Origin of the sequence: Halomonas sp. LC1 (assembly GCF_030247125.1) — a bacterium.
Classification (GTDB): domain Bacteria; phylum Pseudomonadota; class Gammaproteobacteria; order Pseudomonadales; family Halomonadaceae; genus Vreelandella.
Genome location: NZ_JASSPG010000004.1, coordinates 129,142 through 152,112 on the forward strand (window position 1 = coordinate 129,142; position 22,971 = coordinate 152,112).

Sequence of the window (22,971 nt, forward strand, 5' to 3'; positions counted from 1 at the left end):
GAAGCTCATCATCTAAGCGGTCTATTAAAAAACGCGCGTCAAAAACTAGGAACTAGGAATACGCAGCACTTGGCCCACCCGGATCACGTCACCATTCAAATCGTTGGCCTGCTTCAACTGATTCACTGGAACACCGTGGCGAACGGCAATCGACGAGAGCGTATCCCCCGATTGGATGCGATATTCGTCGCCAGTGGGGCTACGCTGGTGATCACGCTGCCACGCCAATAGGCTCGCGGGCGGGGGGTTACGCTGAAAATGATCGCGCAACCCGCTGAAAATGGCCGTCGATAGGCCCTGCTGATGCACCGGGTCACGCAGGCGGCGCTCTTCGTCCGGGTTGGAGATAAACCCCACCTCAATCAGCAGCGACGGAATATCAGGCGATTTCAGTACCATGAAGCCCGCCTGCTCGACCCGCGACTTATGCAGCCGATTCACTCGACCAAGCTGCTCGAGCACCTGCCCGCCGATCGACAGCGAGTCGTTGAGCGTGGCGGTCATGGTGAGGTCCAACAGCACGCCGCGCAGCACTTGGTCTTTATCACGCAGCGATAGACTGCCATCGACCCCACCGATCAAATCCGAGCGATTCTCGCTATCTGCGAGCCACTGCGCCGTTTCTGACGTCGCCCCACGCTGGGAAAGGGCATACACGGAGCTGCCCTGCGGGCGTGGGCTGGTGAAGGCATCGGCGTGAATCGAGACAAAGAAGTCGGCCTTCTGCTCTCGGGCCAGCTGTGTGCGCTGACGCAGACCCAAGTAGTAGTCGCCATCGCGGATCAGCACGGCTTTAAACCCCCGGGTACGATTGACATCGGAGGCAAGCCGTCTGGCGATCTCCAACACGACGTCCTTTTCGCGGGTGCCTGCAGGCCCAATGGCGCCTGGGTCTTCGCCACCGTGACCGGCATCGATGGCGATGATGATATCCCGCTGCGGATGCGGCTGGGCAGGCTGCACTTCGGTGGGCGGCTGGTCTGGCGCGGCGGGGGGCACCGCAGCGTCGGCTCCAGGCAGCTGAGCCTGAGCCGAGCGCTGCGCCAGCATTTCCTGATCACGAATCATCGCTTCGATGGGGTCGATGGGATTTTCCACCGCGCTTTCGCCGGGGTACTCCAGATCGACCACCAGACGATGGCCATACTGATCGTTGGGCGGCAACGTAAAGTGGCGCGGCTCGATCTCGCGGTTCAGCTCCAGCACCACGCGCAGTCCGTTGCCGTCACGCACGCCCGTGCGCACGGCAGCAATCGCACTTCCCTCCAGCGGTAGGGTCGAGACGTCGGTATTGAGCTGGCTGTCGTCCAGATCGATCACCAGGCGCGACGGATTCTCCAACGAGAACACATTGGCCTGAGTAGCCGCTGTCAGGTCGAAGACCAAACGCGCGTGATCCGGAGCAGCCCAGAGCCGCATACTGTCGACGTTGGCGGCCTGCAGGCCAGAGACACCGGTCAACAGCATGGCGCAACCAAACGCGCACTGGCCAAGGAGACGACGGAGGGGTTGTTTCATTTCCATTGAATGACACCACCCTCCTGCGGGTGACCGTTGGTTTGCGCGTTCAGTTGCCCCAAAACATGCTGACCGAGCGCACTCTCGGCCGTCAACAGCGCCATTCGCCCTGGATCCGCAACGCGGAGCTGGATACGCACATCCGGCGCAGGCAGCCAGCCGTCGCCTCTACTGGGCCACTCGATGAGGCAAAGAGCATCGTCGGCTAGTACATCGCGCCCGCCCATGAATTCCAGCTCTTCCGGGTCTGCCAAACGGTATAAATCCAGATGATAGAGGCGCTGATCACCCAGTTCATAAGGCTCCACCAGGGTATAGGTCGGACTTTTCACGGCGCCTTGATAACCGTACGCCCTCAAAATGCCGCGCGTCAGGGTGGTCTTGCCCGCCCCCAAATCGCCCTCTAAATATACGCGCCCGCGACCGGTTAGCGCTTTGCCCAGCGCCTCGCCGAAGGCAACGTGGGCCTCTTCATCATTCAATTGCACCTGCATGTTGGCCGCCTTCACGGGTTAATGAGCACTCGTGCATAGGATGCCAGATCACTTGCTAACAGGCCACGTTCTCCACCGGCTTTAGCCGCCTCATCACCTGCCAGCGCATGTAGCATGACGCCCAACCAAGCGCTCTGCTCGAGACTGCCAGCTTGAGCCACCAAAGCGCCCAGCATACCGCTTAGTACGTCGCCCATGCCGCCACTGGCCATGCCCGGATTACCATAGGGACACACGACCAGCCCACTGGGTCCCGCCACCAAGCTGCCTGCACCTTTTAATATCACGACGCCTCCCCGGGCACGCTGTAGTGCGCGGGCGGCCGACGGACGATCCGACTGAACATCGGCCACGGAACAGCCTAGCAATCTGGCTGCCTCGCCAGGATGGGGGGTCAATATCCAGTCGTCGCGACGCAGCGTCGGCCAGCGGCTGGCCAGCAGATTGAGCGCATCGGCGTCCACCACTAGCGGCGTGTCTGCCTGTAGTGCACTTTGTAGCACCGCCTGCCCCCACGCTTCTTGCCCAAGTCCTGGCCCCACCACGAGCACGTCTGCGGTAGAAGGCAGTTCGGCCGCGTCGGCTCCGCTACGCACCGCGCGCGCCATGACTTCCGGGCAACGCACGAGGCTTGCGGTAACGTGTTCTTGAGCAGTGGCGAGGGTGACCTTGCCCGCTCCTAGTCGCGCAGCCGCTTGCGAGGCCAACAGCGCCGCCCCACCAAAGCCAGGCGCGCCTCCCATCACCAAGACGTGCCCCAAGCTTCCCTTGTGGCTAGTACGCGAACGGGGCGGAAAGGCCTCTCCCAGCAGCGTCTCATCCAGGCGCCATGCAGTGGGTGGAATATCGAAGAACGCCTGCGCCTTGACGCCCAACGGGCGAAAATCGATCTCACCGGTGTAGGCCGGTGCTTCCCCAGTGTGCAGGCCAATTTTGTCACCAATGAACGTGACCGTGCAGGCGGCTTCGACCGCCGTGCCTAGCCTCGCCCCGGTATCTGCCGAAATCCCCGACGGAATATCCAGCGCCAGCACGGGCTGAGACGCCGCATTCATGGCGTGGATGGCCTGCTTAGCGCGGCCCTCGACGTCGCCTGACAGCCCGGTGCCTAGCAGGGCATCGACGATGACCTCACCGGCGAGCGTCGTACTGGGCTGCCACTCCTCAAACCCGACCCCCGCTGCCGTTGCCAGTTCGGCAGCCCGGGCAACGTCGCCGGTCAGCGCGTCCAGTGGTGTCAGGGAAAGTCGCTGCACTTTGAGCCCCGACTGCATGGCCAGCGCCGCCAGCACATGACCGTCGCCGCCATTGTTGCCGCTGCCGCACACGACGGCCACGCTGCGCGCTTGAGGCCAGCGCGAGCGAAAGCTGTGCCAGGCGCTGGAGGCCGCCCGCTGCATCAAGGCAAAGCTTTCGATACCACCGGCAATGGTGCGCCGATCCAGCTCGCGCACTTGCGATGCCTTATAGAGAGGACGTAGCGAAGAGGTACTCAACGTAGACACGGTGTCTCCTTGATAGGGTGCTAAATCAACGCTCAGGTGCCGCCCGATCACGCAACGGCGTGCTCGACATGTCGTGCCAGCGGCTAATGCGTTAGCATAGCGCGCTTAACGCCTCACCGTTGACTGACCATGCCAAGTTCCACCACTTTTTCACCGTCTCACGAACCCATCTCCCGCGAGTCTCTGCATCAGCTTGCCGAGCAGATCAAGCAGTGGGGTCGCGAGCTGGGCTTTCAGCAGGTCGGCATCACCGATACGGATTTAGCGGCTCATGAGGCCCATCTGAACCGCTGGCTGGATAAAGGCTACCACGGCGAGATGGGCTTTATGGCGAAGCACGGCACCAAACGCACGCGACCTGACGAACTAGAACCCGGCACTCGCCGGGTCATCAGCGTGCGCATGGATTATCTGCCCGCCGAAGTAGAGAGTGCCAAGGTGCTGGGCCAACCCAGCCGTGCCTACGTCTCCCGCTACGCGCTGGGCCGGGACTATCATAAGCTGATGCGCAAACGCTTGGCACAGTTGGCAAAGCACATCGAGCAAGCAGTAGGAAAATTTGGTTTCCGCGCCTTCGTCGACTCCGCCCCGGTAATGGAGCGTGCGCTTGCCCAAAAGGCAGGCTTAGGATGGTTCGGTAAAAACGCTATGCTGTTAAACCCCAAAGCGGGCTCGCTGTTCTTTCTGGGAGAGCTGTATACCGACCTCCCGCTGCCCGTCGATGCACCTTTCGAACAGGAGCATTGCGGTAGCTGTAGCGCCTGTCGCACCGCTTGTCCCACCGGGGCCATCGTCGACGACAAGGTCGTCGATTCGCGCAAGTGCATCTCCTATCTCACCATCGAGCTGCACGGCGCGATTCCCGTAGAGTACCGTCGCGCCATGGGCAATCGCGTGTATGGCTGCGACGATTGTCAGCTCGTTTGCCCGTTCACACGCTTCACAAAAATCACCCAAGAAGAGGACTTCTCCCCGCGCCACGACCTTGACCGCGCATCGCTCATTGCGCTGTTTAGCTGGGGCGAAGAGGAGTTTTTGAACAAAACCGCAGGCAGCCCCATTCGCCGCATTGGCTATGAGCGCTGGCTGCGTAACCTTGCCGTTGGGCTGGGCAATGCCCCGTGGAGCGATGACGTCGAGGCAGCGTTGTGGGCACGCCGAGCTTACCCTAGCGCCCTGGTGCGAGAGCACGTCACCTGGGCGCTCGACGAGCAGCGCCACAAGCGCGATGCGCGCATCGCAACGCGGGCGTGAGGGCTACTCTTCTTCGTCGCTCCCTTCTTCGATACGCAAAAACGTGCGGCGGTAGTGGGCAAGCTCCGCGATCGACTCTTTGATGTCATCCATCGCCAAGTGGGCGTTTTGTTTCTTAAAGCCCACCAGTGCACCGGGATTCCAGCGTTTTGCCAGCTCTTTCACCGTGGACACATCCAAATTGCGGTAGTGGAAAAACGCCCACAAGTCGGGCATTTCCCGTTCCAAGAAGCGGCGGTCTTGATGAATACTGTTGCCGCACATGGGCGAAGAGCCCGCCACCACGTACTGGCGTAAAAAGTCGAGGGTTTGGCGCTCGGCTTCTTGCGTCTCGATGGTGCTTGCCTTCACCCGCGCCACTAGACCAGATTCACCGTGGGTTTTCTGGTTCCAATCGTCCATTCCGGCCAAGAGGCTATCGGGCTGTTTGACGGCAATCACGGGGCCCTCTGCCACGATATTCAACTGCGCGTCGGTGATGAGTGTCGCCACCTCGATAATGCGCTCTTTGTCCGGTTCAAGACCGGTCATTTCCAAATCAATCCACACCAATAGGTCGCTACGCGGTGCGCCGTTTTGCTCGCTCATTGCATTCATTCCTTGGTCAGGGTCGCCCTTGTATCGGCGCATCAAACAAAAGTGTCGCTTATATTGCGCTAACCCGCACCCCACACAGGACAGTGGACCGTCCAGGTGGGTACAATGCCCTCTATTGTAACGATCATCAGGTGGTCATGAGCAAACGTAAATTAAGCCGTCAGCAGCAGTGGCGAGTCGAGAAGATACAAGCCGAACGCGCCCAGCGTGCCGAAAAACGTGATGCCAAAGATGCCGAAAAGCTCTCTGCTGGCGAATACGGCCCCGAACAGCCAGGGCGAGTGATGGCCCACTTCGGTCGCACCCTAGAGGTGCGCGACGCCGACGGCACGCCCGTGCGCTGCCATCTACGCGCCAATCTGGAGGGCTTGGTGACCGGCGACCGCGTGATTTGGCGGGCGGGCCAGGATGGCTCGGGCGTGGTCGTGGCCCGTGAAGAGCGCGACAGCATTTTAAAGCGCCCCGACCCGCGCGGCCAGCTCAAGCCGGTAGCCGCCAATATCGACCAGCTGCTGATTGTATTCGCCGTCGAGCCTGCGCCTCATCCCAACCTGATCGACCGCTACCTCGTCGCCGCTGAAGCCACCGGCATCACGCCGGTACTGGTGCTCAACAAGACGGATCTGCTACCTGACGATGGAGGCGAGCTAGGGCAGTTACTAGAGCGCTATCGCGCGTTGGGCTACCCGGTGGTGCGCACCACCACCGCCAACCCCGAGGGGTTGAACGCCCTGCGCCTGCAGCTCGAGGGGCGCACGTCTGTCTTCGTCGGCCAGAGTGGCGTGGGAAAATCATCGCTCATAGATCTGCTGCTGCCCGACGAAACCCTGCGTATTGGCGCGCTATCGGAAGATTCGCGTAAAGGCACGCACACGACGACTACGGCACGTCTCTATGCCATGCGCAGCGACGAAGTCAGCAATGGCGAACTGATCGACTCGCCCGGCATACGTGAGTTTGGCCTGATCCATCTGGACGAGCAGGAAGTGACCGACGGCTTTATCGAGTTCCACCCCTATTTGGGCCTTTGCCGCTTCCGGGACTGCCGCCACCGCAATGAGCCGGGCTGCGCTTTACTGGACGCCGTCGAGGCAGGCAAGATTCATCCAGAGCGTTTTGCCAGCTATCGACGTATTCTCGATAGCTTGAATCCCCAGTGACAAACCCGCAATGATCGGAGTGACATCGCCGTTACCTCGTTGCGGTTGTCTTATTATCAAGGATAGGGAGCCGGATATGAGCACCGCCAGCCACTCATCAGAACACAATCTATTGCCACTCATCGTCGAGCCGGAACAGCTGCAAGAGCACTTGCAGGCACCTGAACTGCTGATTATCGATGTGCCCGCCAATGGTGACAGCTACCGTCAGGGCCACGTTCCTGGCGCCATTTATCTGGATTTTCGCTACTTGATGCGCGGCGAAGGCCCGGTGCCTAATGACGTACCGTCGGTAGAGTTTCTGTCTCGATTATTCAGCGCGCTGGGCTTGACCCGTGACACACACGTGGTGGCCTACGACGACGAAGGCGGCGGCTGGGCAGCTCGCCTGCTCTGGACGCTGGAGCTGATCGGCCACACCCGCTACTCCTATCTGAATGGCGGCATTCACGCTTGGCGCGACGCCGGTCTGGAAGAGAGCACCGAACTCACCGCGCCAACCCCCAGCGAATACCACGCCGAGATTCTTAACCCCAGTGCCGCCATCACGTGTGATGAGATCAAAGAGAAGCTCGGCAACAAACAGTTTGCCATCTGGGACGCTCGCTCCAAAGCGGAGTACGACGGCGAACGCGGCAACAATAAACACCTGGGGCACATCCCCGGTGCGGTGAACATGGATTGGCTAGACGCCATGGATCGCAGCCGGGCGCTGAGAATCCGCGACTACGCCGAGCTCATGACCGAACTCAATGCCCTAGGGCTCACTCCCGACATGGAAATTGCCACCCACTGCCAAAGCCACCACCGCAGCAGCTTTACCTGGTTGGTAGGCAAAGCGCTAGGCTTCACTATGCGCGGCTATGCGGGTTCCTGGGGTGAGTGGGGCAACCGCGACGATACACCCATCGAGAAATGAAGATATTACCGTGACCCTTTCCCAAAAAGCCTTTTCGCTGCTCCAATACCCACTGCCTCAGCACGCGCTGTCGCGCCTAACAGGTAAGTTCGCCCAGTGCGATAATCCCTGGGTGAAAAACACCCTCATCAAGGCATTCATCAAGCGCTTCAACGTGGACATGAGCCAGGCGCTAGAGCCAGACCCGACGGCCTATCCCACGTTCAACGACTTCTTTACTCGGGCGCTAAAAGCCGATGCGCGCCCACTGGGCGAAGGAGTGTTGAGCCCTGCCGATGGCACGCTCTCACAGTTTGGCCGCCTCACTACGGCGGGCACACTGGTACAGGCCAAGGGACATACGTTTTCCGCTCAAACGCTGTTAGGCGGCGACAAAGCGTTAGCCGACGAGTTTTTGAACGGCAGCTTCGCGACGGTTTATCTCTCGCCAAGGGATTACCACCGTGTGCATATGCCGGTGACCGGTACGCTGAGAGAGATGATCTACGTGCCAGGGCGGCTCTTTTCGGTCAACCAAGCCACCGCCAACTATGTGCCCGGTTTGTTCGCGCGCAACGAGCGCTTGGTCTGTATCTTCGACACCGAACACGGCCCCATGGCGATGGTACTGGTCGGCGCCATGATTGTGGCCGCCATCGAAACCGTCTGGTCTGGGCAGGTAACACCGCTATCGGGCCACCCTCAGCGTATGCGCTTCGGGCAGCCGATCGTGCTGGAGAAAGGTGCAGAGATGGGCCGTTTCAAACTCGGCTCCACCGTCGTGATGTGCTTCGCTAACCCCGTGGCGTTTGGCCATCATGCGCTCGGGGCGACAGTGCAAATGGGGCAGAGCCTCGCTACCCCAACGCCCTAAGGCAGGCTGGCCGCGTTCGTTAGCAGTTAGCCGTCGAAAACGCCAAGACCTCTTCCAGGCGCGCTTTACCCAGCGCTAATTGGATCAAACGATCCAGCCCCAGCGCCACGCCGGAAGAGGCTGGCAGCCCCTGCTCGAGCGCTGCCAGTAGATGAACATCGACATCCACCTCAGGGAGCCCCAACCGGCGACGCTCGGCATTATCGGCGTCGAAACGCTGGCGCTGCTCCTCGGCATCGGTCAGCTCGTCGTAGCCGTTGGCGAGCTCGATGCCGTTCAGATATAGCTCAAAGCGTGACGCCACCCATTCGCCGTCGGCATCCTGATGGCGTCGCGCCAGCGCCGCTTGGCTCGCTGGGTAGTCGACGACCACGCTAAGCTCCTGCTGCCCCAGCGTGGGCTCGATGACCATGCCCATCAGCAGATCCAAACAGGTATCTCGCCCCTCCTCGGCCAGCGCGTGGGCCGACATATTGCCTCGCTGTGCTGCTAGCGTTCGCAACGTGTCCAGCGACGTGGTGAACGGGTCCACTTCCAAGTGGCGATGAAAGAGCTCCCGATAGCGGTAGTGCACTACCGGGCCCGGTGGCTGCGGCAACACGTGCGCCACCAGCGCCGTTGTCTCCTCTATCAACTGCGCCAGCGTGAAACCAGGGCGGTACCACTCCAGCATGGTGAACTCGATATTGTGCCGCGCGCCCACTTCGCCATCACGAAAGCTTTTTGCCAGCTGAAAAATGGGACCGCTGTCCGCCGCCAGCAGTCGCTTCATATGAAACTCAGGCGAGGTTTGCAGCCATAGTTTGCGCTGACCTTTATCGGTGCGGGCAAGCGTCGCTAACGACACCAAATGCACATCGGTACTGCCTCCTTGGCCGAGCACTGGCGTCTCCACTTCCCATATGTCCCGCGCGGCAAAAAAAGCGCGCACCGTGGCGATCAAGCGGGCGCGCTCGCGCAGGGTGCCCACCGTTGCCGTTGGCTGCCAGTTCAGTGTCATTCCCTTCTCCCTAACGACATAAAGCCACGCAACAGTATCGCGTGGCTTTATGAATGAAATGCTTAAGCGACTGGATCGGTCGCTTTTATCATCGCGCGATTAAGCGCGTGATACGTACTCACCAGAACGGGTGTCGATTTTCAGCACTTCACCCTGGTTGATGAACAGCGGTACGCGAACCACGGCACCCGAAGAGAGCGTGGCAGGCTTGGAGCCGCCCTGCGCCGTGTCGCCCTTCAAACCGGGGTCGGTTTCGACCACTTCCAACTCGATGAAGTTGGGCGGCGTGACCGAGATCGCCTTGTCGTTCCAAAGCGTCAGCGTATACGGCACCTGCTCTTTGAGCCATTTTTCGGTGTCACCGAGAGCCTTTTTCTCTACCGCATACTGCTCGAAAGAGCCGTCGGTCTTCATGAAGTGCCACATATCACCGTCGGTGTAGAGGTACTCCATCTCGAGGTCCATGACGTCAGCGCCTTCCAAGGAGTCACCCGACTTGAACGTGCGCTCACCCACACGACCAGTCATCAGGTTACGCAGCTTGACGCGGTTGAACGCCTGGCCCTTGCCCGGCTTCACCAGCTCGTTCTCGACGATCGAACAAGGATCGCCGTCGAGCATTACTTTTAAACCTGCTTTGAATTCGTTGGTAGAATAGTTCGCCATAATGCCTCTCAATGGTCTGTTTCAATCGTCTATTTCAGTATGGGCCGTGAGACACCCTACTCGCCCATCACGCTGCCAATCGCAGCGTCGTCGCTAAGTGCGCGCATGATAACCCGAAGGAGGGCTTTTTGCAGGAGAACATCATTATCGCTGCTCAGCAGGCCGCTGCCCAGACTCAGAGCGCCTGGCAGCGCCAGCTTTCCCAAGCCGTTCGCGACCCCGCCGTACTCTGCCAACGCCTGGGGTTGAGCCAAGCGTGGGTGGCGGGCGCGCAGGCTGGGCATGGGCTCTTCGAGATTTGCGTCCCTGACGCTTATCTGGCGCGCATTGTACCAAACGACCCCAATGATCCACTGCTACGCCAAATCTTACCAACGGGTGACGAAGCCGCCGCGCCGCCTGGCTACGTGACCGACCCGCTAGAAGAGGCCGACCATCGCCCTGTCAAAGGACTGATCCATAAGTATGCGAATCGTGTACTCCTGATTGCCAGCCCAGCCTGCGCGATCAACTGCCGCTACTGTTTTCGCCGCCACTTTCCTTATCACGAGAACTCCCCTTCACGCGCTCAGTGGCAGGAAGCGCTGGACTACCTGCGTGCCGACACCACGATTCACGAGGCGATCCTATCCGGAGGCGACCCCCTTGCCGCCAGCGACCGGCAGTTGGCGTGGCTGGTCAAACAGTTAGAAAGCATTCCTCACCTGAAACGGCTGCGTATTCATACTCGCTTGCCCGTGGTCATTCCCGACCGCGTGGATGAAAGTTTGCTTGGCTGGCTGGGTAGCACCCGCTTACAAAAAGTCGTCGTGCTGCATATCAACCACGCCAACGAGATCGACCAAGCCGTGTTGGATGCCTGCACGCGCTTGAAACAGGCAGGCGTCACGCTGCTAAACCAGAGCGTTCTATTACGGGGCATCAACGACAGCGTCACCACCCTCGCGGCCCTCTCGGAACGGCTGTTTGAAGCAGGCGTACTGCCCTACTACCTGCACGTGCTCGACCCGGTCCAGGGCGCCGCGCACTTTGACGTGCCGGACAGTGAGGCGCAAGCGCTCATACAAGCGCTGCTGGAACACCTGCCCGGCTTTCTCATGCCGAGGCTGGTACGCGAAGTGCCAGGCAAGATGAGCAAAACACCTTTGTAGCCCGCTCAATGGTCTTGCAAGGCGTCGCGGCTAGACATGCAACATCGCCAAGTACTGTTATTGGCAGCGCTGGGCGATTTGCGTAAATTTTTATAAGCCAATCCAAGCTTAGAAGGCTCGGGTAGACGCTTTAACGCTCAGCCGCATAGCAGGCAAAAGCACCCAAAGCAGCGGCCTCAGTAGCCAGCGGTAAACGAACCGGGCAATAAACAAGACTGGCAACAGTACAATCAACCAGACCAGAAACTGCCCGAGCCACGTTGGCCAGCCTAGCCAGTGAGATAGATGGGTGCCCAGTGCGCTGACCAAGCTGGGGTGGCGAATGACCACATAAGCCGTGCCAGCGACCGCTGCAACTTTGGCCATGCGCGGCAGCGTTGCGAAGCGCCCGCTTGTGGCAACGATCCCTTGACGCACACCCGTGCGAGCAGCCTGCGCCTCGACGCCACCCACACGAGCCGTACGAGCGGCTCTTCCAGCGCGGAGTACCTTCACAGTACTGGCCATTACCAGCAGATCAACACCCGCCCAGCCCAGATCGCTTGCGCCTATTGCCTCGCCACGCCGCCACTGGCTTTCTAAGTCACGTAGGCCGCTGGTGAAAAAGTCGCCTACGCCGGAAACCAGACGCTCCCCTTGCAGCCACGCCACGTTGCCTTCGTCATCCACGACAAACTGGTTGAGCAGCCCATGGCCGTTGCTGTCGAGTAACGCAATTCCCATCTGACCACGCCGCAAAGGGGTTAGCTCGGCCATGGCCACCTCTACGTCTGCGTCACCCAGCTCATCGGAATCCGATGGCTCATCGCCCCACCAGCGGCTGACTTGCTGATAGCGCTCGCCTATCCAGTGCTGGGCACGCAGCGTCGTCACGTCGTGATCGCGGAAGTAGCTGATAGGCAGCACCGCATCCGCTCCGAAGCGCACCAACACCTGTTGGAATTGGGGCGATAACCCATAATCGAGAAGCGTGCTTCGAGCGATATCACCGTGGCGTAATATCGCCAACGCGGCGCTCATCCATAGCGCTTGATCCGACGCATAGTGAAGAAACAGTGCGTTGATCTCAGCAGAATCTTCTTGAAACGTGGGCTCAAGAGCGGGCAGTGCCCGCTCTACTTCCAAGCGTACCAACGTCTCTTCAAACGGATCATCGGAGGCCGTCAGCGAGAGCAGTCCCGCCAGGGCCATGGCGACTAATACGATGAACAGCCAAGGCCGTTTGAGCATTTACCCTAACGACTCCGCCGTCACATTGGCCGCCGCAGGCTGCGTCGAGTAGTGGCGATTGATTGCACTCAGCACGCCTTTCATGGAGGCGCTAGTGATGCTTTCATCGGTACCTACGCCAAATACGGCTTTGCCATCAATGCGTACTTCCACGTACGCGATCGCTTCGGCATCCGCCCCTTGGCCGCGGGAGTGTTCATGATAGTCAATGATTTCGACCTCTTGGCCGCTCGCCACCAGCGCTTTGATGAACGCTGCCAGCGGGCCGTTGCCTTCACCGGTCAGGGTTTGCCGCTGGCCGCCGTTTTCGACAATGGCCTCTAGCGCGACTTTGGGGCTATCTGGCTCGGAGGAAAGACGGTGATTCACCAGTGCCAGCGGTGACCGCTGCTCTAAATACTCATCGGCAAAGGCTTGGTAGATCATTTGTGAGGTGATCTCTTTACCGGTGCGGTCCGCCACTTCCTGCACCACTTGGCTGAACTCGATGGAGAGCCTGCGGGGCAGCTCGATACCGTGCTCCTGTTCTAACAGGTAAGAGATGCCGCCTTTGCCTGACTGGCTGTTCACGCGGATAACCGCTTCGTAGCTGCGGCCTACGTCCAGCGGGTCGATGGGGAGGTAGGGAACGTCCCACGGCGCTTCTGGATGGGCGCGACGGTCAGCCATGCCTTTTTTGATGGCATCCTGATGAGAGCCTGAGAACGCAGTAAAGACCAAATCGCCCACATACGGATGGCGCGGGTGAACGGGCAGCTGATTGCAGTACTCGGCTTCGCGCATGATCGGGGTGATATTGGAGAAATCGAGCTGAGGATTCACCCCTTGGGTATACATGTTCATCGCCAGCGTGACGATATCCACGTTGCCAGTACGCTCGCCGTTGCCAAATAGCGTGCCCTCGACGCGATCCGCCCCCGCCATTAGCGTCAGTTCGGCCGCCGCAACGCCGGTGCCGCGATCGTTGTGCGGATGAACGCTGACGATCAAGGTATCGCGCTTTTTGACATGGCGACAGAACCACTCGATCTGGTCGGCGTAGTTGTTGGGCGTGGCGACTTCGACCGTGGCGGGCAGATTGACGATCATTTTGTTGTCGACGCTGGGGCCAAAAGTGTCCATCACCGCTTCGACGATCTCGACCGCGAACTCCATCTCCGTGGTGGTGAATAGCTCAGGAGAGTACTGGAAGGTCCAGTTCGTTTCCGGGTTGGCCGCCATCAAATAGCGAATCTGCGCGGTAGCATCCACGGCAATTTGGATACACTCGGTTTTATCCACGTTGAACACCACCCGGCGGAACATCGGGTCGGTGGCGTTATAAACGTGCACGATGGCGTTCTTGACGCCTTTCAGCGCTTCGAAGGTGCGCTCAATCAGGTGCGGACGCGCTTGGGTCAGCACTTGAATGGTCACGTCTTCGGGAATCTTGTTTTGCTCGATCAGCGAGCGAACGAAATCAAAATCGGTCTGCGATGCAGAGGGAAAGCCCACCTCGATCTCTTTGAATCCGATCTTCAACAGCATGTCGAACAGGCGCTGTTTGCGCTCTTGATCCATCGGGTCAATCAGCGACTGGTTGCCGTCGCGCAGATCCACGCTGCACCAGATGGGCGGCGTGTCGATACGTTGGCTTGGCCACTGTCGATCAGGCAGATCCACGGCCACGAAGGGGCGATACTTCTTGGAGGGGTCGGACAGCATCATAGCGGCGCTCCTATCGTTAATCGGTTGTAGAAGAATCGGAAGGGCGATGAGAGGAAACAGAAGGCCTTTGTCGCTCCGCCAGGGCGGCTTCCATGCGATCGAGCTGTGCTTTCAACGCGTGGACATCGCCACGCAGCGCCTGCAGCTGCGCCGGTTCGCCCTCCTCGTCATCGGTATCGAGCTGTGCGCTCTCTTTTTGCATTACGTCCAACACGATGCCAATCATCATGTTAAGAAAAATGAATGCCGTGAGAAAAATGAACGTCAGGTAGTACACCCAGCTCCAGGCATACTCCTCTTGCGTGGCGTACATCACGTCCGTCCAGTCCTCGAACGTCGCGATACGAAACAGCGTCAACATGGCAATGGAGATGTTGCCCCACAAAAACTCATCCACGTTGTGGAAGAGAAAGCTGCCCAACGCCGCGTAGATATAAAAGATGATAAACATGAGCAGCACCACGTAGCCCATGCGGGGAATCGATTTGACCAACGCGCCCAGCAGCATCTGTAGTTCGGGAATCATCGACACCAAGCGCAGCACACGGAAAATTCGCAGCAGCCGCGCTAACAGCACCATCTCCGAGTCATCCATGGGAATCAGGCTGGCGGTGACGATCAAGAAGTCAAAAACGTTCCAGCCCTTCTTAAAAAAGCTGACTAAGTTGCGCTCTGCTGCCATTCTGATCAAAATCTCGACCAGGAAGAACACCGTGACGGCCACATCGAGGTAGAGCAACCACTGCTCGATACGAGTGGTTTCTTCGTAGGTTTTCGCGCCAATGACCAGCGCCGAGATCACGATGATGGAAATGACCAGCCCTTCGAACAGCTTGTTGCTACGCAGCTTTTCAAAACGGGCTTGCCAGGTATTGAAGGGTTCACTCATGGAACAAGGAGTCTCTCAACGGTTAACGTCAACACTTTATACTAAAATCACACACCTTCCATACAAGTGATATCCTGTTGTTTCACTTGATGTATCTTCGCCTCCAGGGCAACCTTCGTTGCTCTGGCGATTTTTTTGATTTTTTGCGCTGGATGACCTCATGACACTGCTGTGGATCGCCTTACTGCCATTACTGGGCGTACTGGTGCCGGCACTGACTGCCCAACGCGGCCGCACTTGGTGCTCGCTCGCCACGGGCATATTGCCAGCAACGGCACTGCTACTCACGCTACTGCAAATTCCTGCTTTGCTGGAGGGCGAGGCGCTGCGTTTTGCGGCCGACTGGATGCCCACCCTCGGCCTGGAGCTTGCGTTTCGTCTCGATGGCCTGTCACTGCTCTTCAACCTGCTCATTCTGGGCATTGGGCTATTGATCCTATTGTATGCCCATTTTTACTTGGCAAGCGATGAGCCTTTCGGACGTTTTTACGCTTTCCTGATGCTGTTCATGGCATCGATGGTGGGCATTTCCATGTCCGACAACCTCATCCTGCTCTGGCTGTTTTGGGAGCTGACCAGTCTCTCCTCCTTCCTGCTGATTGGCTTTTGGTCCTATCGCAGCGATGCCCGCAAAGGCGCGCGCATGGCGCTGACCGTAACCGGCGCGGGGGGGCTAGCGCTTCTTGCAGGCTTGCTGCTGCTGGGCGACATGGCCGGTAGCTATCGCATGGATGACGTGCTGGCCAGCGGCGCGACCATCGTGACGGATCCACGCTACCCACTGATGCTGGGGCTTGTGCTGCTGGGCGCGTTCACCAAATCCGCGCAGTTCCCCTTCCAGTTCTGGCTCCCCCACGCCATGGCAGCCCCTACGCCCGTTTCTGCCTACCTGCACTCGGCCACTATGGTGAAAGCGGGTATTTTCTTAATGGCGCGGTTGCACCCCGCCATTGCGGATAGCGCATTGTGGAGCGTGGTCGTGCCGCTGGTAGGTACCATCACGCTGCTTTACGGCGCGTGGTTTGCGCTGTTCAAAACCGACTTGAAAGGCATTCTGGCGTTTTCGACCGTCAGCCATTTGGGGTTGATCACCGTCCTGCTGGGCATTGGCAGCCCCATGGCCGTGTTGGCCGCGCTGTTCCATATCCTGAACCACGCCACCTTCAAAGCGGCGCTGTTCATGAGCGCGGGCATCATCGACCATGAAACCGGCACCCGAGAGCTGAAGCAGCTTGGCGGGCTCAGAAAAGCGATGCCGGTCACCGCGCTGCTCACCACCTTGGCCGCCGCCGCCATGGCGGGGGTGCCGCTGTTTAACGGCTTCCTCTCGAAAGAGATGTTCTTTACCGAAACGCTCGCCACTCCGGTACTCGGCGGTCTGAGCTGGGTGCTGCCCGCACTGGCAACGCTGGGCGGTATTCTCTCCGTCGCTTACTCGCTGCGGCTGGTTCATGCGGTGTTCTATAAGCCAGCCCGCGAGCAAACGCCTAAATCCCCCCACGAGCCGCCCCACCTGATGCGCTTGCCCGTGGAACTGCTGGTGACGCTCTGCGTGCTGGTGGGGCTATTCCCTGCCTTTTTCGCGACAGGCATTCTAGAGCTAGCCACCCAAGCCGTTTTGGGCGAACCGTTGTCGTTCCACCTCGCCATCTGGCACGGCGTAAATTTGCCGCTGATGATGAGCTTGCTGGCCTTTGCCGCAGGCATTGCCATGTACTGGCGTCATGCCGATCTGCGCCGTTTCGTGCAGCCCTTCGCCAGTGTGGATGCGCGCCGCGTGTTCGAACGGCTAATCATCACCGTGGGTTACCGCGCCGAGCAGATCATTACTAAGCTGGAAGGTAACTCCTTACAGCGCTATATGGGATGGTTACTGGGCGCCGCCCTGCTGATGGGACTGATCGGCCTTGCCGGTATTCAAGAATTGACCGGTAGCAAAGGCAATCAGCCCATCGACGGCGTGGTGCTGCTAGGCGCAGGCATGCTCATTTTTGGTGGGGTTGCCACCGCAGCGACTCACCGCTACCGCTTGATTTCACTGTTGATGCTGTCGGTGGTCGGTCTGTTCGTAGCGCTCACTTTTGCGCGTTTTTCGGCCCCGGATCTCGCCTTGACCCAGCTTTCGGTGGAAGTCGTCACGATGATTCTGCTGATGCTGGCATTGTTCTTCTTGCCGCAAAAAACCCCTACCGAATCGAGCCCGATGCGTAACGTGCGCGATATTCTGCTGGCCGGTGCGCTGGGGCTGGTGGTCGCTAGCTTGAACTACGCGGTGATGACCCGCGAAACGCTCTCGATCTCCAACTTCTTCGTCGAGAACAGCAAACCCGGTGGCGGCGGCTACAACGTGGTCAACGTGATTCTGGTCGACTTCCGTGGCTTCGATACCCTGGGCGAAATTACCGTCCTGGCCATTGCGGGTCTCGCGATCTTCAAGCTGCTCAACCGCTTGCGTCTGTTCATGCCCCACAGCGACGGCGAAGGCCGTGTTTGGTCACCGGATCGCTACCCGGCCATTCTGACCTCCATCTCGATGACGCTGCTGCCACTGGCGCTGCTGGTGTCCGCCTTCATCTTCCTACGCGGTCATAACCAGCCCGGCGGTGGCTTCATTGCCGGTTTGATTACCGCTGTTGCTTTGATTCTGCTGTACATGGCGCGGGGCGTTGAGTGGGCGCAAGAGCGCCTGAATTTCCCCTTCCAGCCGGTCGCCGTGGTGGGTGTGGCCATTGCCACGCTCACCGGCCTAGGCAGCTGGCTGTTGGGTTACCCCTTCCTGACCTCGTCGTTTGGGTATTTCAGCCTGCCGCTGATTGGCACCTTCGAGCTTGCCACGGCCCTGCTGTTTGACTTGGGTGTGTACCTCGCGGTGGTGGGAGCCACGCTGATGATTCTGGCCAACCTGGGTAAGGTGACGACACCGCACCGCCCGGTGACCGACCCGAAGACGTCAGACACCCACGACACGCCGAATGAAAAGGAATCCCACTAATGGAAATGCTCTATGCCATTACCACGGGTATCTTAACCTCTTGCGGCCTTTACCTGACGCTACGGGGACGAACGTTCCCGGTCGTCGTGGGCCTGACACTGCTCTCGTATGCGGTCAACCTGTTCCTGTTCTCCATGGGCGGGCTGACGACGGACGGTGCCGCGCTGGTGAACGAAGACTCACAGTTCGCCGACCCGCTGCCCCAGGCGCTGGTTCTCACCGCTATCGTCATCGGCTTTGCCATGACGGCGTTCGTCGTCATTCTTGCCATGCGGGCGCGCAGCGAAGTGGGTAACGACCACGTGGATGGTAAAAAGGAAGACCGCGAATGATTCAACATCTAATTGTGTTGCCCGTGGTACTACCGCTGGTCGCGGGTATTTTATTGCTCTACCAGCGCCAGGGGCTGGTGCACTACAAGCGAGCTGTGAGCGTTATTGCCACCCTGCTTCTGTTGCTGGTGTCGATTGCCCTGGTGCGCCAAGCCGCCAGCGGTGAGGTCACCTATTACGCCCTAGGCGACTGGCAGCCACCGTTTGGCGTCGTGCTGGTGCTCGACCGCCTCTCCGCGCTGATGGTGCTGCTCACGTCCCTTCTAGCCGTGGGCGCCGTGGTGTTTGCCTGCGGTGGAGACGACGAAAAAGGCAGCAACTTCCACGGCCTGTTTCAGTGGCAGTTGCTCGGTATCAACGGTGCGTTTTTGACCGGCGACTTGTTCAACCTGTTCGTCTTTTTCGAAGTGCTGTTGCTGGCCTCCTACGCGCTGCTGTTGCACGGTGGCGGCAAGGCGCGCATTCAGGCAAGCGTTCACTATGTGGTGCTTAACCTGGCAGGTTCGTCGCTATTTTTGATTGCAGTGGGCATTCTGTATGGGGCCACCGGCACGCTCAATATGGCGGATATGGGCGATAAGCTCGCTAGCCTGCCCGCCGAGCGTGAGGGCTTAGTGACCGCAGGTGCGCTGATGCTGCTGGTCGTCTTTGGCCTCAAAGCTGCCATTTTACCGCTCTATTTCTGGCTCCCCCGCGCTTATGCCGCGGCCCCTGCCCCGGTGGCGGCGCTGTTTGCGATCATGACCAAGGTGGGCATCTACGCTATTCTGCGGGTCTATTCGCTGATTTTTGGCGAGCAGGCTGGCGGACTTGTGGCGCTGGAGCAGCCTTGGGTGTGGTGGCTAGCGCTAGCCACCTTGGCCGCCGCTGGCGTGGGCGTGATGGCCGCTCGCGACCTGCGCCTGCTGGTGGCCTACTTGGTGCTGATTTCGGTGGGCACACTACTGGCGGGCGTCGGCATGCGCTCCGTAGAGGCCACCTCCGCTCTGCTTTACTATCTCATCCATACCACGCTAGTCACCGGTGGCCTGTTCCTGCTGGCTGAGATGATTGGTCTGCAGCGCGGCAAGCCAGGTACACGCATCGTCAAAGGGCGCCCGCTGGTTCAGGGTAATGCCCTGGCTATCACCTTTTTTATCGGTGCGATTGCCGTGGTGGGTATGCCGCCACTGTCAGGAGCGCTGGGTAAAGCGATGGTATTGGTGGCGGCAGAAGGCACTCAGCGCGTGTGGTTATGGCCACTGCTGCTGCTCGCCAGCCTAGCGTCACTGATCGCGCTCTCTCGCGCGGGCTCTACGCTGTTTTGGCGCAGCCACCGGGGTAGCCCAAGCGGTAGTCCGCTATCTCGTTACCAGTGGTTCGGCATGCTCTGGCTACTCAGCGCTGCGCCTTTACTGGTGGCGTTCGCCGGGCCGGTGAGCAGCTATACCCAAGCCACCGGCGAGCAGCTCGCTAACCCGCAACAACTGATCGAAACGCTGCTGCCCGATGCAGGAGAGACGCCATGATTACCCCTCGCAAATGGCTGCCCACCCCGGTGCTGTCGATACTGCTGCTATTGGTATGGCTGCTGCTGGTACGCAGCTACGCCTTTGGCCAGTTCGTGCTGGGCGGCGCGCTGGCTATCCTGATTCCTTTGCTGACCCACCGCTTTTGGGATGCTCGGCCACGCATCAGTAAGCCCATGATGCTGCTGCGTTTTGGCCTGCGGGTGTTGGGCGATATCGTCACCGCCAACTTCGAGGTGGCGTATCTGATCGCCAACCCATGGCGCAAGCTTAAGCCACACTTCATCGAGTATCCGCTGATGCTGGAGGAGCGGTTTACCATCACGCTGCTGGCCAGCACGATCAGCCTGACCCCCGGCACCGTTTCGGCCAACCTGCGGATGGATGGCAAATCCCTGCTGATTCATGCGTTGAACGTGGACGATGAAGAAGCGCTCATTGAGCAAATACGCGAACGCTACGAACGGCCGCTCAAGGAGATCTACGAATGCTGAGTATTGCGCTCTACATCACCTTAGCGCTGGTGGTGATGGCCCTGCTGATGAACCTCTACCGCCTGACGATTGGCCCTGATCTTCCTGATCGGGTTCTGGCGCTGGACACCATGTACGTCAACTCCATCGCGCTGATCGTACTGCTCGGCTTGTGGCTCAACAGCAAGACCTATTTCGAGTCGGCCCTGTTGATCGCCATGCTTGGCTTCATCAGTACGGTGGCCGTATGCAAATACATCCTGCGCGGAGATATTATCGAATGAACATGATCGATGAGGTGGCGTCATGCCCTTTCTAGTTGAAGCGCTAATCTCTTTATTGCTACTGGCAGGCGGAGTCTTCGTATTCATCGGCTCGCTTGGCATGGCGCACCTGCGTGACTTCTACATGCGCCTGCACGGCCCTACAAAAGCCACCACGCTGGGCATTGGCTGCATGTTGATTGCCTCCATGGGCTACTTCTGGAGCGTCGATGGCAAGCCGGATATCCAGGAGCTGCTGATTACGCTGTTCCTGTTTATCACCGCGCCCGTCAGCGCCCACCTGCTGGCCAAAACCGGCCTGCACCTGCAGTTGAAGCACACCCAAAAGACCCAGGGCAAACCAATCGAGTTACGCTCTGAAGAGGTCGGTGACAAACCGGTGCCTCACCCTGACAAAGGGCACGGTTAAACACCGTCAATCACGCCTCAAGCGCTGGCAACCGCCAGCGCTTTTTTTATGAGCGATCCATCTAAACCGCTGACCATACAGCGAACGCGCGGGCGAACGGTATGAAGCGCGCTCAACAGAAAGTAGTGGCAAATGCCACTTTCCGGTAAGCTCTTGCCGATTGATTTTACGAGGTGAGGTACATCATGTGGCGCCTACTCAGGCTATCTGCACTGTCATTATCTGCTCTGGTGCTGGCAGGCTGCTCCGATCCAACCGTCGACACCAGCTCCATGCCCGCTGCGGTGGTCTCGATCGAAGAAGTGCGTGAGTCGCTGCCCACCTATAAGCGCGACGAGTTCGATACCGCGCTCAAGATCATTGCCATGTCATCGTTTAGCGGTATCGATCTTTTCAACCCACAGCGCATGAACGCGGCGGAAATTGCCGAGTCGGCCAATGCCTACATGCATGGGTTGACGGGGGATGAAATCATCGAGCGTGCCGATAACATGCTTCGCGAACGGCGCGCACGTGAGCGCGAGCAGGCACTGCGCACACTTAACCGGCTAGAAGCCAAACAGGCCAGCGCCGAGCGTGACCAGGAGCGTTTAGCGCAAATTCGTATCGATAGCGCTCGCTACTATCTCAGTACCAGCCCCTACGGCGCACTAGAGCCGGTGATCGAGCTGACGGTCACGAACGGCGGGGACCAGCCCATTTCAGAACTCATGCTGCGCGGGCTACTGGAAAGCCCCGATAGGGAAGTCGCCTGGGTGGATGAAACCTTCTACTACGTGATTGCCGGTGGCCTTGCTCCTGGTGAGAGCGACACCTGGAGCCTGGCGCCCAATCGCTTTGGGCCTTGGGGCAACGATCAGATTCCCCGCAATGCCGAACTGTCGCTCACGCTGTTAGGCGTCAACGATGCCGACGGTGAGCCGTTGTGGAATGCGCCCCCGCTAACCGAGAGTGAGACCGCGCGGCTTGAGTCGCTGCGAACCGAGTACGGCGGCATACGCACCCAAGCCACGGACGACCAAGCCGCTGACAGCTAAGCGACGCGCAGGTGATCCACAAAAACGGCGGTGCTAACCAGCACCGCCGTTTTACGTTGACCCGCGTCGTCTGGCTTAGGTTAGCTCTGCGTCGCTATAGCCAAGCAGGTACAGCACGCCATCCAACCCCGCGACGGAGATCGCTTGGCGTGCTTCAGCACGCACCAACGGTTTAGCACGGAACGCCACGCCCAACCCCGCCGTTGCGAGCATTTTCAGATCGTTCGCACCATCGCCGACGGCAACGGTTTGCGCCAGCGGCACGCCTTCGCGCTCGGCAATCTGCGTCAATAGCGCCGCTTTACGCTCGGCATCGACGATGGGTTCCTGAACTGCGCCGGTCACTTTGCCTTGCTCGATGACCAGCTCGTTGGCATGAATTTCGTCAAACCCAAGCCGCTCTTGAAGGTAGCGGGCAAAGTAGGTGAAACCGCCGGACAGAATCACCGTCCGGTAACCCAAGCGTTTCAAATTCGCCATCAAGCGTTCGACACCTTCCATCAGCGGCAGCTCTGCAGCAATACTGGCCAGCACCGACTCCTCCAGGCCCTCCAGCTTGCTCATACGCTCTCGAAAGCTAGCCTTGAAGTCCAGCTCGCCGCGCATGGCCCGCTCGGTCACGTCTGCCACTTCTTGACCTACGCCATGGCGACGGGCCAACTCGTCGATCACTTCCGCTTGGATCAACGTTGAGTCCATGTCGAAGCAAACCAGGCGCGGCGCATCCGTTGGTCGGGGTGGTTGCACGACGAGATCCACACCGTGGGTGTCACCCAGCGCCAGCGCCGCTTGGCGCAGTGCCGTCAGCGATTCGGGCGCGCCACTCGCGTGAAGCTCTAGGCAATCCATCGCGCTACCCTGTGCCGTGTCCGCCAGCGTCTGGCGACGCTCCTCCTGTAAACCGAACTGCTCCATGAGCGACGCCACGGCAAGCTCTACCGTCGCCGTCAGGCGCGGCGCCAACAGCGTGACCACCACATTTCCGCGTGCCAT

The 22,971-nt window shown here is 59.4% G+C and carries 22 protein-coding genes; 12 read left to right on the forward strand and 10 right to left on the reverse strand.

The features are described 5' to 3' along the window. Positions 1-45: 45 nt before the first annotated feature. From QIT27_RS08130 to QIT27_RS08140, 3 genes are read right to left on the reverse strand one after another with little or no spacing between them, the layout of a single operon-like run. Positions 46-1,467 carry an N-acetylmuramoyl-L-alanine amidase gene (locus QIT27_RS08130; RefSeq protein ID WP_285263552.1) on the reverse strand — a complete coding sequence of 474 codons (1,422 nt, stop codon included), beginning with the start codon at positions 1,465-1,467 and terminating at the stop codon, positions 46-48. A 47-nt stretch (positions 1,468-1,514) separates the two neighbouring features. After that, positions 1,515-2,012, reverse strand: a complete 498-nt coding sequence (gene tsaE, locus QIT27_RS08135; RefSeq protein ID WP_159342600.1) for a tRNA (adenosine(37)-N6)-threonylcarbamoyltransferase complex ATPase subunit type 1 TsaE — start codon at positions 2,010-2,012, stop codon at positions 1,515-1,517. Between the two features lie 11 nt (positions 2,013-2,023). Continuing rightward, the gene (locus QIT27_RS08140; protein WP_285263421.1) at positions 2,024-3,517 is read right to left on the reverse strand and encodes an NAD(P)H-hydrate dehydratase; all 1,494 of its coding nucleotides are present in this window, start codon (positions 3,515-3,517) and stop codon (positions 2,024-2,026) included. A gap of 129 nt (positions 3,518-3,646) precedes the next feature. Here QIT27_RS08140 and queG point away from each other — a divergent pair, with 129 nt between their 5' ends. Then, positions 3,647-4,771, forward strand: a complete 1,125-nt coding sequence (queG, locus tag QIT27_RS08145; RefSeq protein ID WP_285263422.1) for a tRNA epoxyqueuosine(34) reductase QueG — start codon at positions 3,647-3,649, stop codon at positions 4,769-4,771. A gap of 3 nt (positions 4,772-4,774) precedes the next feature. Here the strand turns inward: queG and orn are convergent, their stop codons facing one another. Then, positions 4,775-5,359 carry an oligoribonuclease gene (gene orn / locus QIT27_RS08150; RefSeq protein ID WP_159342603.1) on the reverse strand — a complete coding sequence of 195 codons (585 nt, stop codon included), beginning with the start codon at positions 5,357-5,359 and terminating at the stop codon, positions 4,775-4,777. Positions 5,360-5,505: 146 nt separating this feature from the next. Between orn and rsgA the strand changes: the two genes are divergently transcribed. From rsgA to asd, 3 genes are all read left to right on the forward strand, one after another. Then, positions 5,506-6,528 carry a small ribosomal subunit biogenesis GTPase RsgA gene (gene rsgA, locus QIT27_RS08155; protein WP_285263423.1) on the forward strand — a complete coding sequence of 341 codons (1,023 nt, stop codon included), beginning with the start codon at positions 5,506-5,508 and terminating at the stop codon, positions 6,526-6,528. Between the two features lie 76 nt (positions 6,529-6,604). Next, positions 6,605-7,447 (forward strand): sulfurtransferase, encoded by an 843-nt coding sequence (locus QIT27_RS08160; protein WP_285263424.1) that lies wholly within the window; start codon positions 6,605-6,607, stop codon positions 7,445-7,447. Positions 7,448-7,457: 10 nt separating this feature from the next. Beyond that, positions 7,458-8,300 (forward strand): archaetidylserine decarboxylase, encoded by an 843-nt coding sequence (asd, locus tag QIT27_RS08165; protein ID WP_159342606.1) that lies wholly within the window; start codon positions 7,458-7,460, stop codon positions 8,298-8,300. 19 nt (positions 8,301-8,319) lie between these two features. On the opposite strand, the gene epmA is transcribed toward asd, so the two are convergent. Further along, positions 8,320-9,300, reverse strand: a complete 981-nt coding sequence (gene epmA, locus QIT27_RS08170) for an EF-P lysine aminoacylase EpmA (RefSeq protein ID WP_253015930.1) — start codon at positions 9,298-9,300, stop codon at positions 8,320-8,322. Between the two features lie 99 nt (positions 9,301-9,399). Continuing rightward, on the reverse strand, positions 9,400-9,966 hold the full coding sequence (gene efp, locus QIT27_RS08175; RefSeq protein ID WP_139527117.1) for an elongation factor P: 567 nt from the start codon (positions 9,964-9,966) through the stop codon (positions 9,400-9,402). A 128-nt stretch (positions 9,967-10,094) separates the two neighbouring features. Between efp and epmB the strand changes: the two genes are divergently transcribed. Continuing rightward, entirely contained in the window at positions 10,095-11,117 is a 1,023-nt protein-coding gene (epmB, locus tag QIT27_RS08180) for an EF-P beta-lysylation protein EpmB (RefSeq protein ID WP_285263425.1), read from the forward strand. A gap of 108 nt (positions 11,118-11,225) precedes the next feature. Here the strand turns inward: epmB and QIT27_RS08185 are convergent, their stop codons facing one another. The 3 genes from QIT27_RS08185 to QIT27_RS08195 are packed head-to-tail and all read right to left on the reverse strand — an operon-like array spanning position 11,226 to position 14,943. Beyond that, positions 11,226-12,347 (reverse strand): hypothetical protein, encoded by a 1,122-nt coding sequence (locus QIT27_RS08185; protein WP_285263426.1) that lies wholly within the window; start codon positions 12,345-12,347, stop codon positions 11,226-11,228. After that, positions 12,348-14,054: a 2-isopropylmalate synthase gene (leuA, locus tag QIT27_RS08190; protein ID WP_285263427.1), complete on the reverse strand. Its 1,707-nt coding sequence runs from the start codon at positions 14,052-14,054 to the stop codon at positions 12,348-12,350. It lies immediately after the preceding gene. A gap of 16 nt (positions 14,055-14,070) precedes the next feature. Continuing rightward, entirely contained in the window at positions 14,071-14,943 is an 873-nt protein-coding gene (locus tag QIT27_RS08195; protein ID WP_285263428.1) for an ion transporter, read from the reverse strand. Between the two features lie 160 nt (positions 14,944-15,103). Between QIT27_RS08195 and QIT27_RS08200 the strand changes: the two genes are divergently transcribed. The 7 genes from QIT27_RS08200 to QIT27_RS08230 all read left to right on the forward strand — a co-directional run bounded on the left by QIT27_RS08200 (position 15,104) and on the right by QIT27_RS08230 (position 21,978). After that, entirely contained in the window at positions 15,104-17,935 is a 2,832-nt protein-coding gene (locus QIT27_RS08200) for a monovalent cation/H+ antiporter subunit A (protein WP_285263429.1), read from the forward strand. Then, complete coding sequence (locus QIT27_RS08205) at positions 17,935-18,267, forward strand: Na+/H+ antiporter subunit C (protein WP_253015902.1); 333 nt, start codon at positions 17,935-17,937, stop codon at positions 18,265-18,267. Before QIT27_RS08200 ends, QIT27_RS08205 begins: the two co-directional genes overlap by 1 nt. Beyond that, positions 18,264-19,775, forward strand: a complete 1,512-nt coding sequence (locus QIT27_RS08210) for a monovalent cation/H+ antiporter subunit D (protein ID WP_285263430.1) — start codon at positions 18,264-18,266, stop codon at positions 19,773-19,775. Before QIT27_RS08205 ends, QIT27_RS08210 begins: the two co-directional genes overlap by 4 nt. After that, positions 19,772-20,269: a Na+/H+ antiporter subunit E gene (locus QIT27_RS08215; protein ID WP_159342614.1), complete on the forward strand. Its 498-nt coding sequence runs from the start codon at positions 19,772-19,774 to the stop codon at positions 20,267-20,269. The genes QIT27_RS08210 and QIT27_RS08215 overlap by 4 nt, the downstream gene beginning before the upstream one ends. After that, positions 20,263-20,532 (forward strand): K+/H+ antiporter subunit F, encoded by a 270-nt coding sequence (locus QIT27_RS08220; RefSeq protein WP_066317677.1) that lies wholly within the window; start codon positions 20,263-20,265, stop codon positions 20,530-20,532. Before QIT27_RS08215 ends, QIT27_RS08220 begins: the two co-directional genes overlap by 7 nt. A gap of 22 nt (positions 20,533-20,554) precedes the next feature. Next, on the forward strand, positions 20,555-20,941 hold the full coding sequence (locus QIT27_RS08225) for a Na+/H+ antiporter subunit G (RefSeq protein WP_159342615.1): 387 nt from the start codon (positions 20,555-20,557) through the stop codon (positions 20,939-20,941). A gap of 185 nt (positions 20,942-21,126) precedes the next feature. After that, positions 21,127-21,978 carry a DUF6694 family lipoprotein gene (locus QIT27_RS08230; protein ID WP_350338766.1) on the forward strand — a complete coding sequence of 284 codons (852 nt, stop codon included), beginning with the start codon at positions 21,127-21,129 and terminating at the stop codon, positions 21,976-21,978. A gap of 75 nt (positions 21,979-22,053) precedes the next feature. Here the strand turns inward: QIT27_RS08230 and serB are convergent, their stop codons facing one another. After that, a complete protein-coding gene (gene serB, locus QIT27_RS08235) occupies positions 22,054-22,971 on the reverse strand; it encodes a phosphoserine phosphatase SerB (RefSeq protein ID WP_285263431.1) in 918 nt (305 codons plus the stop codon).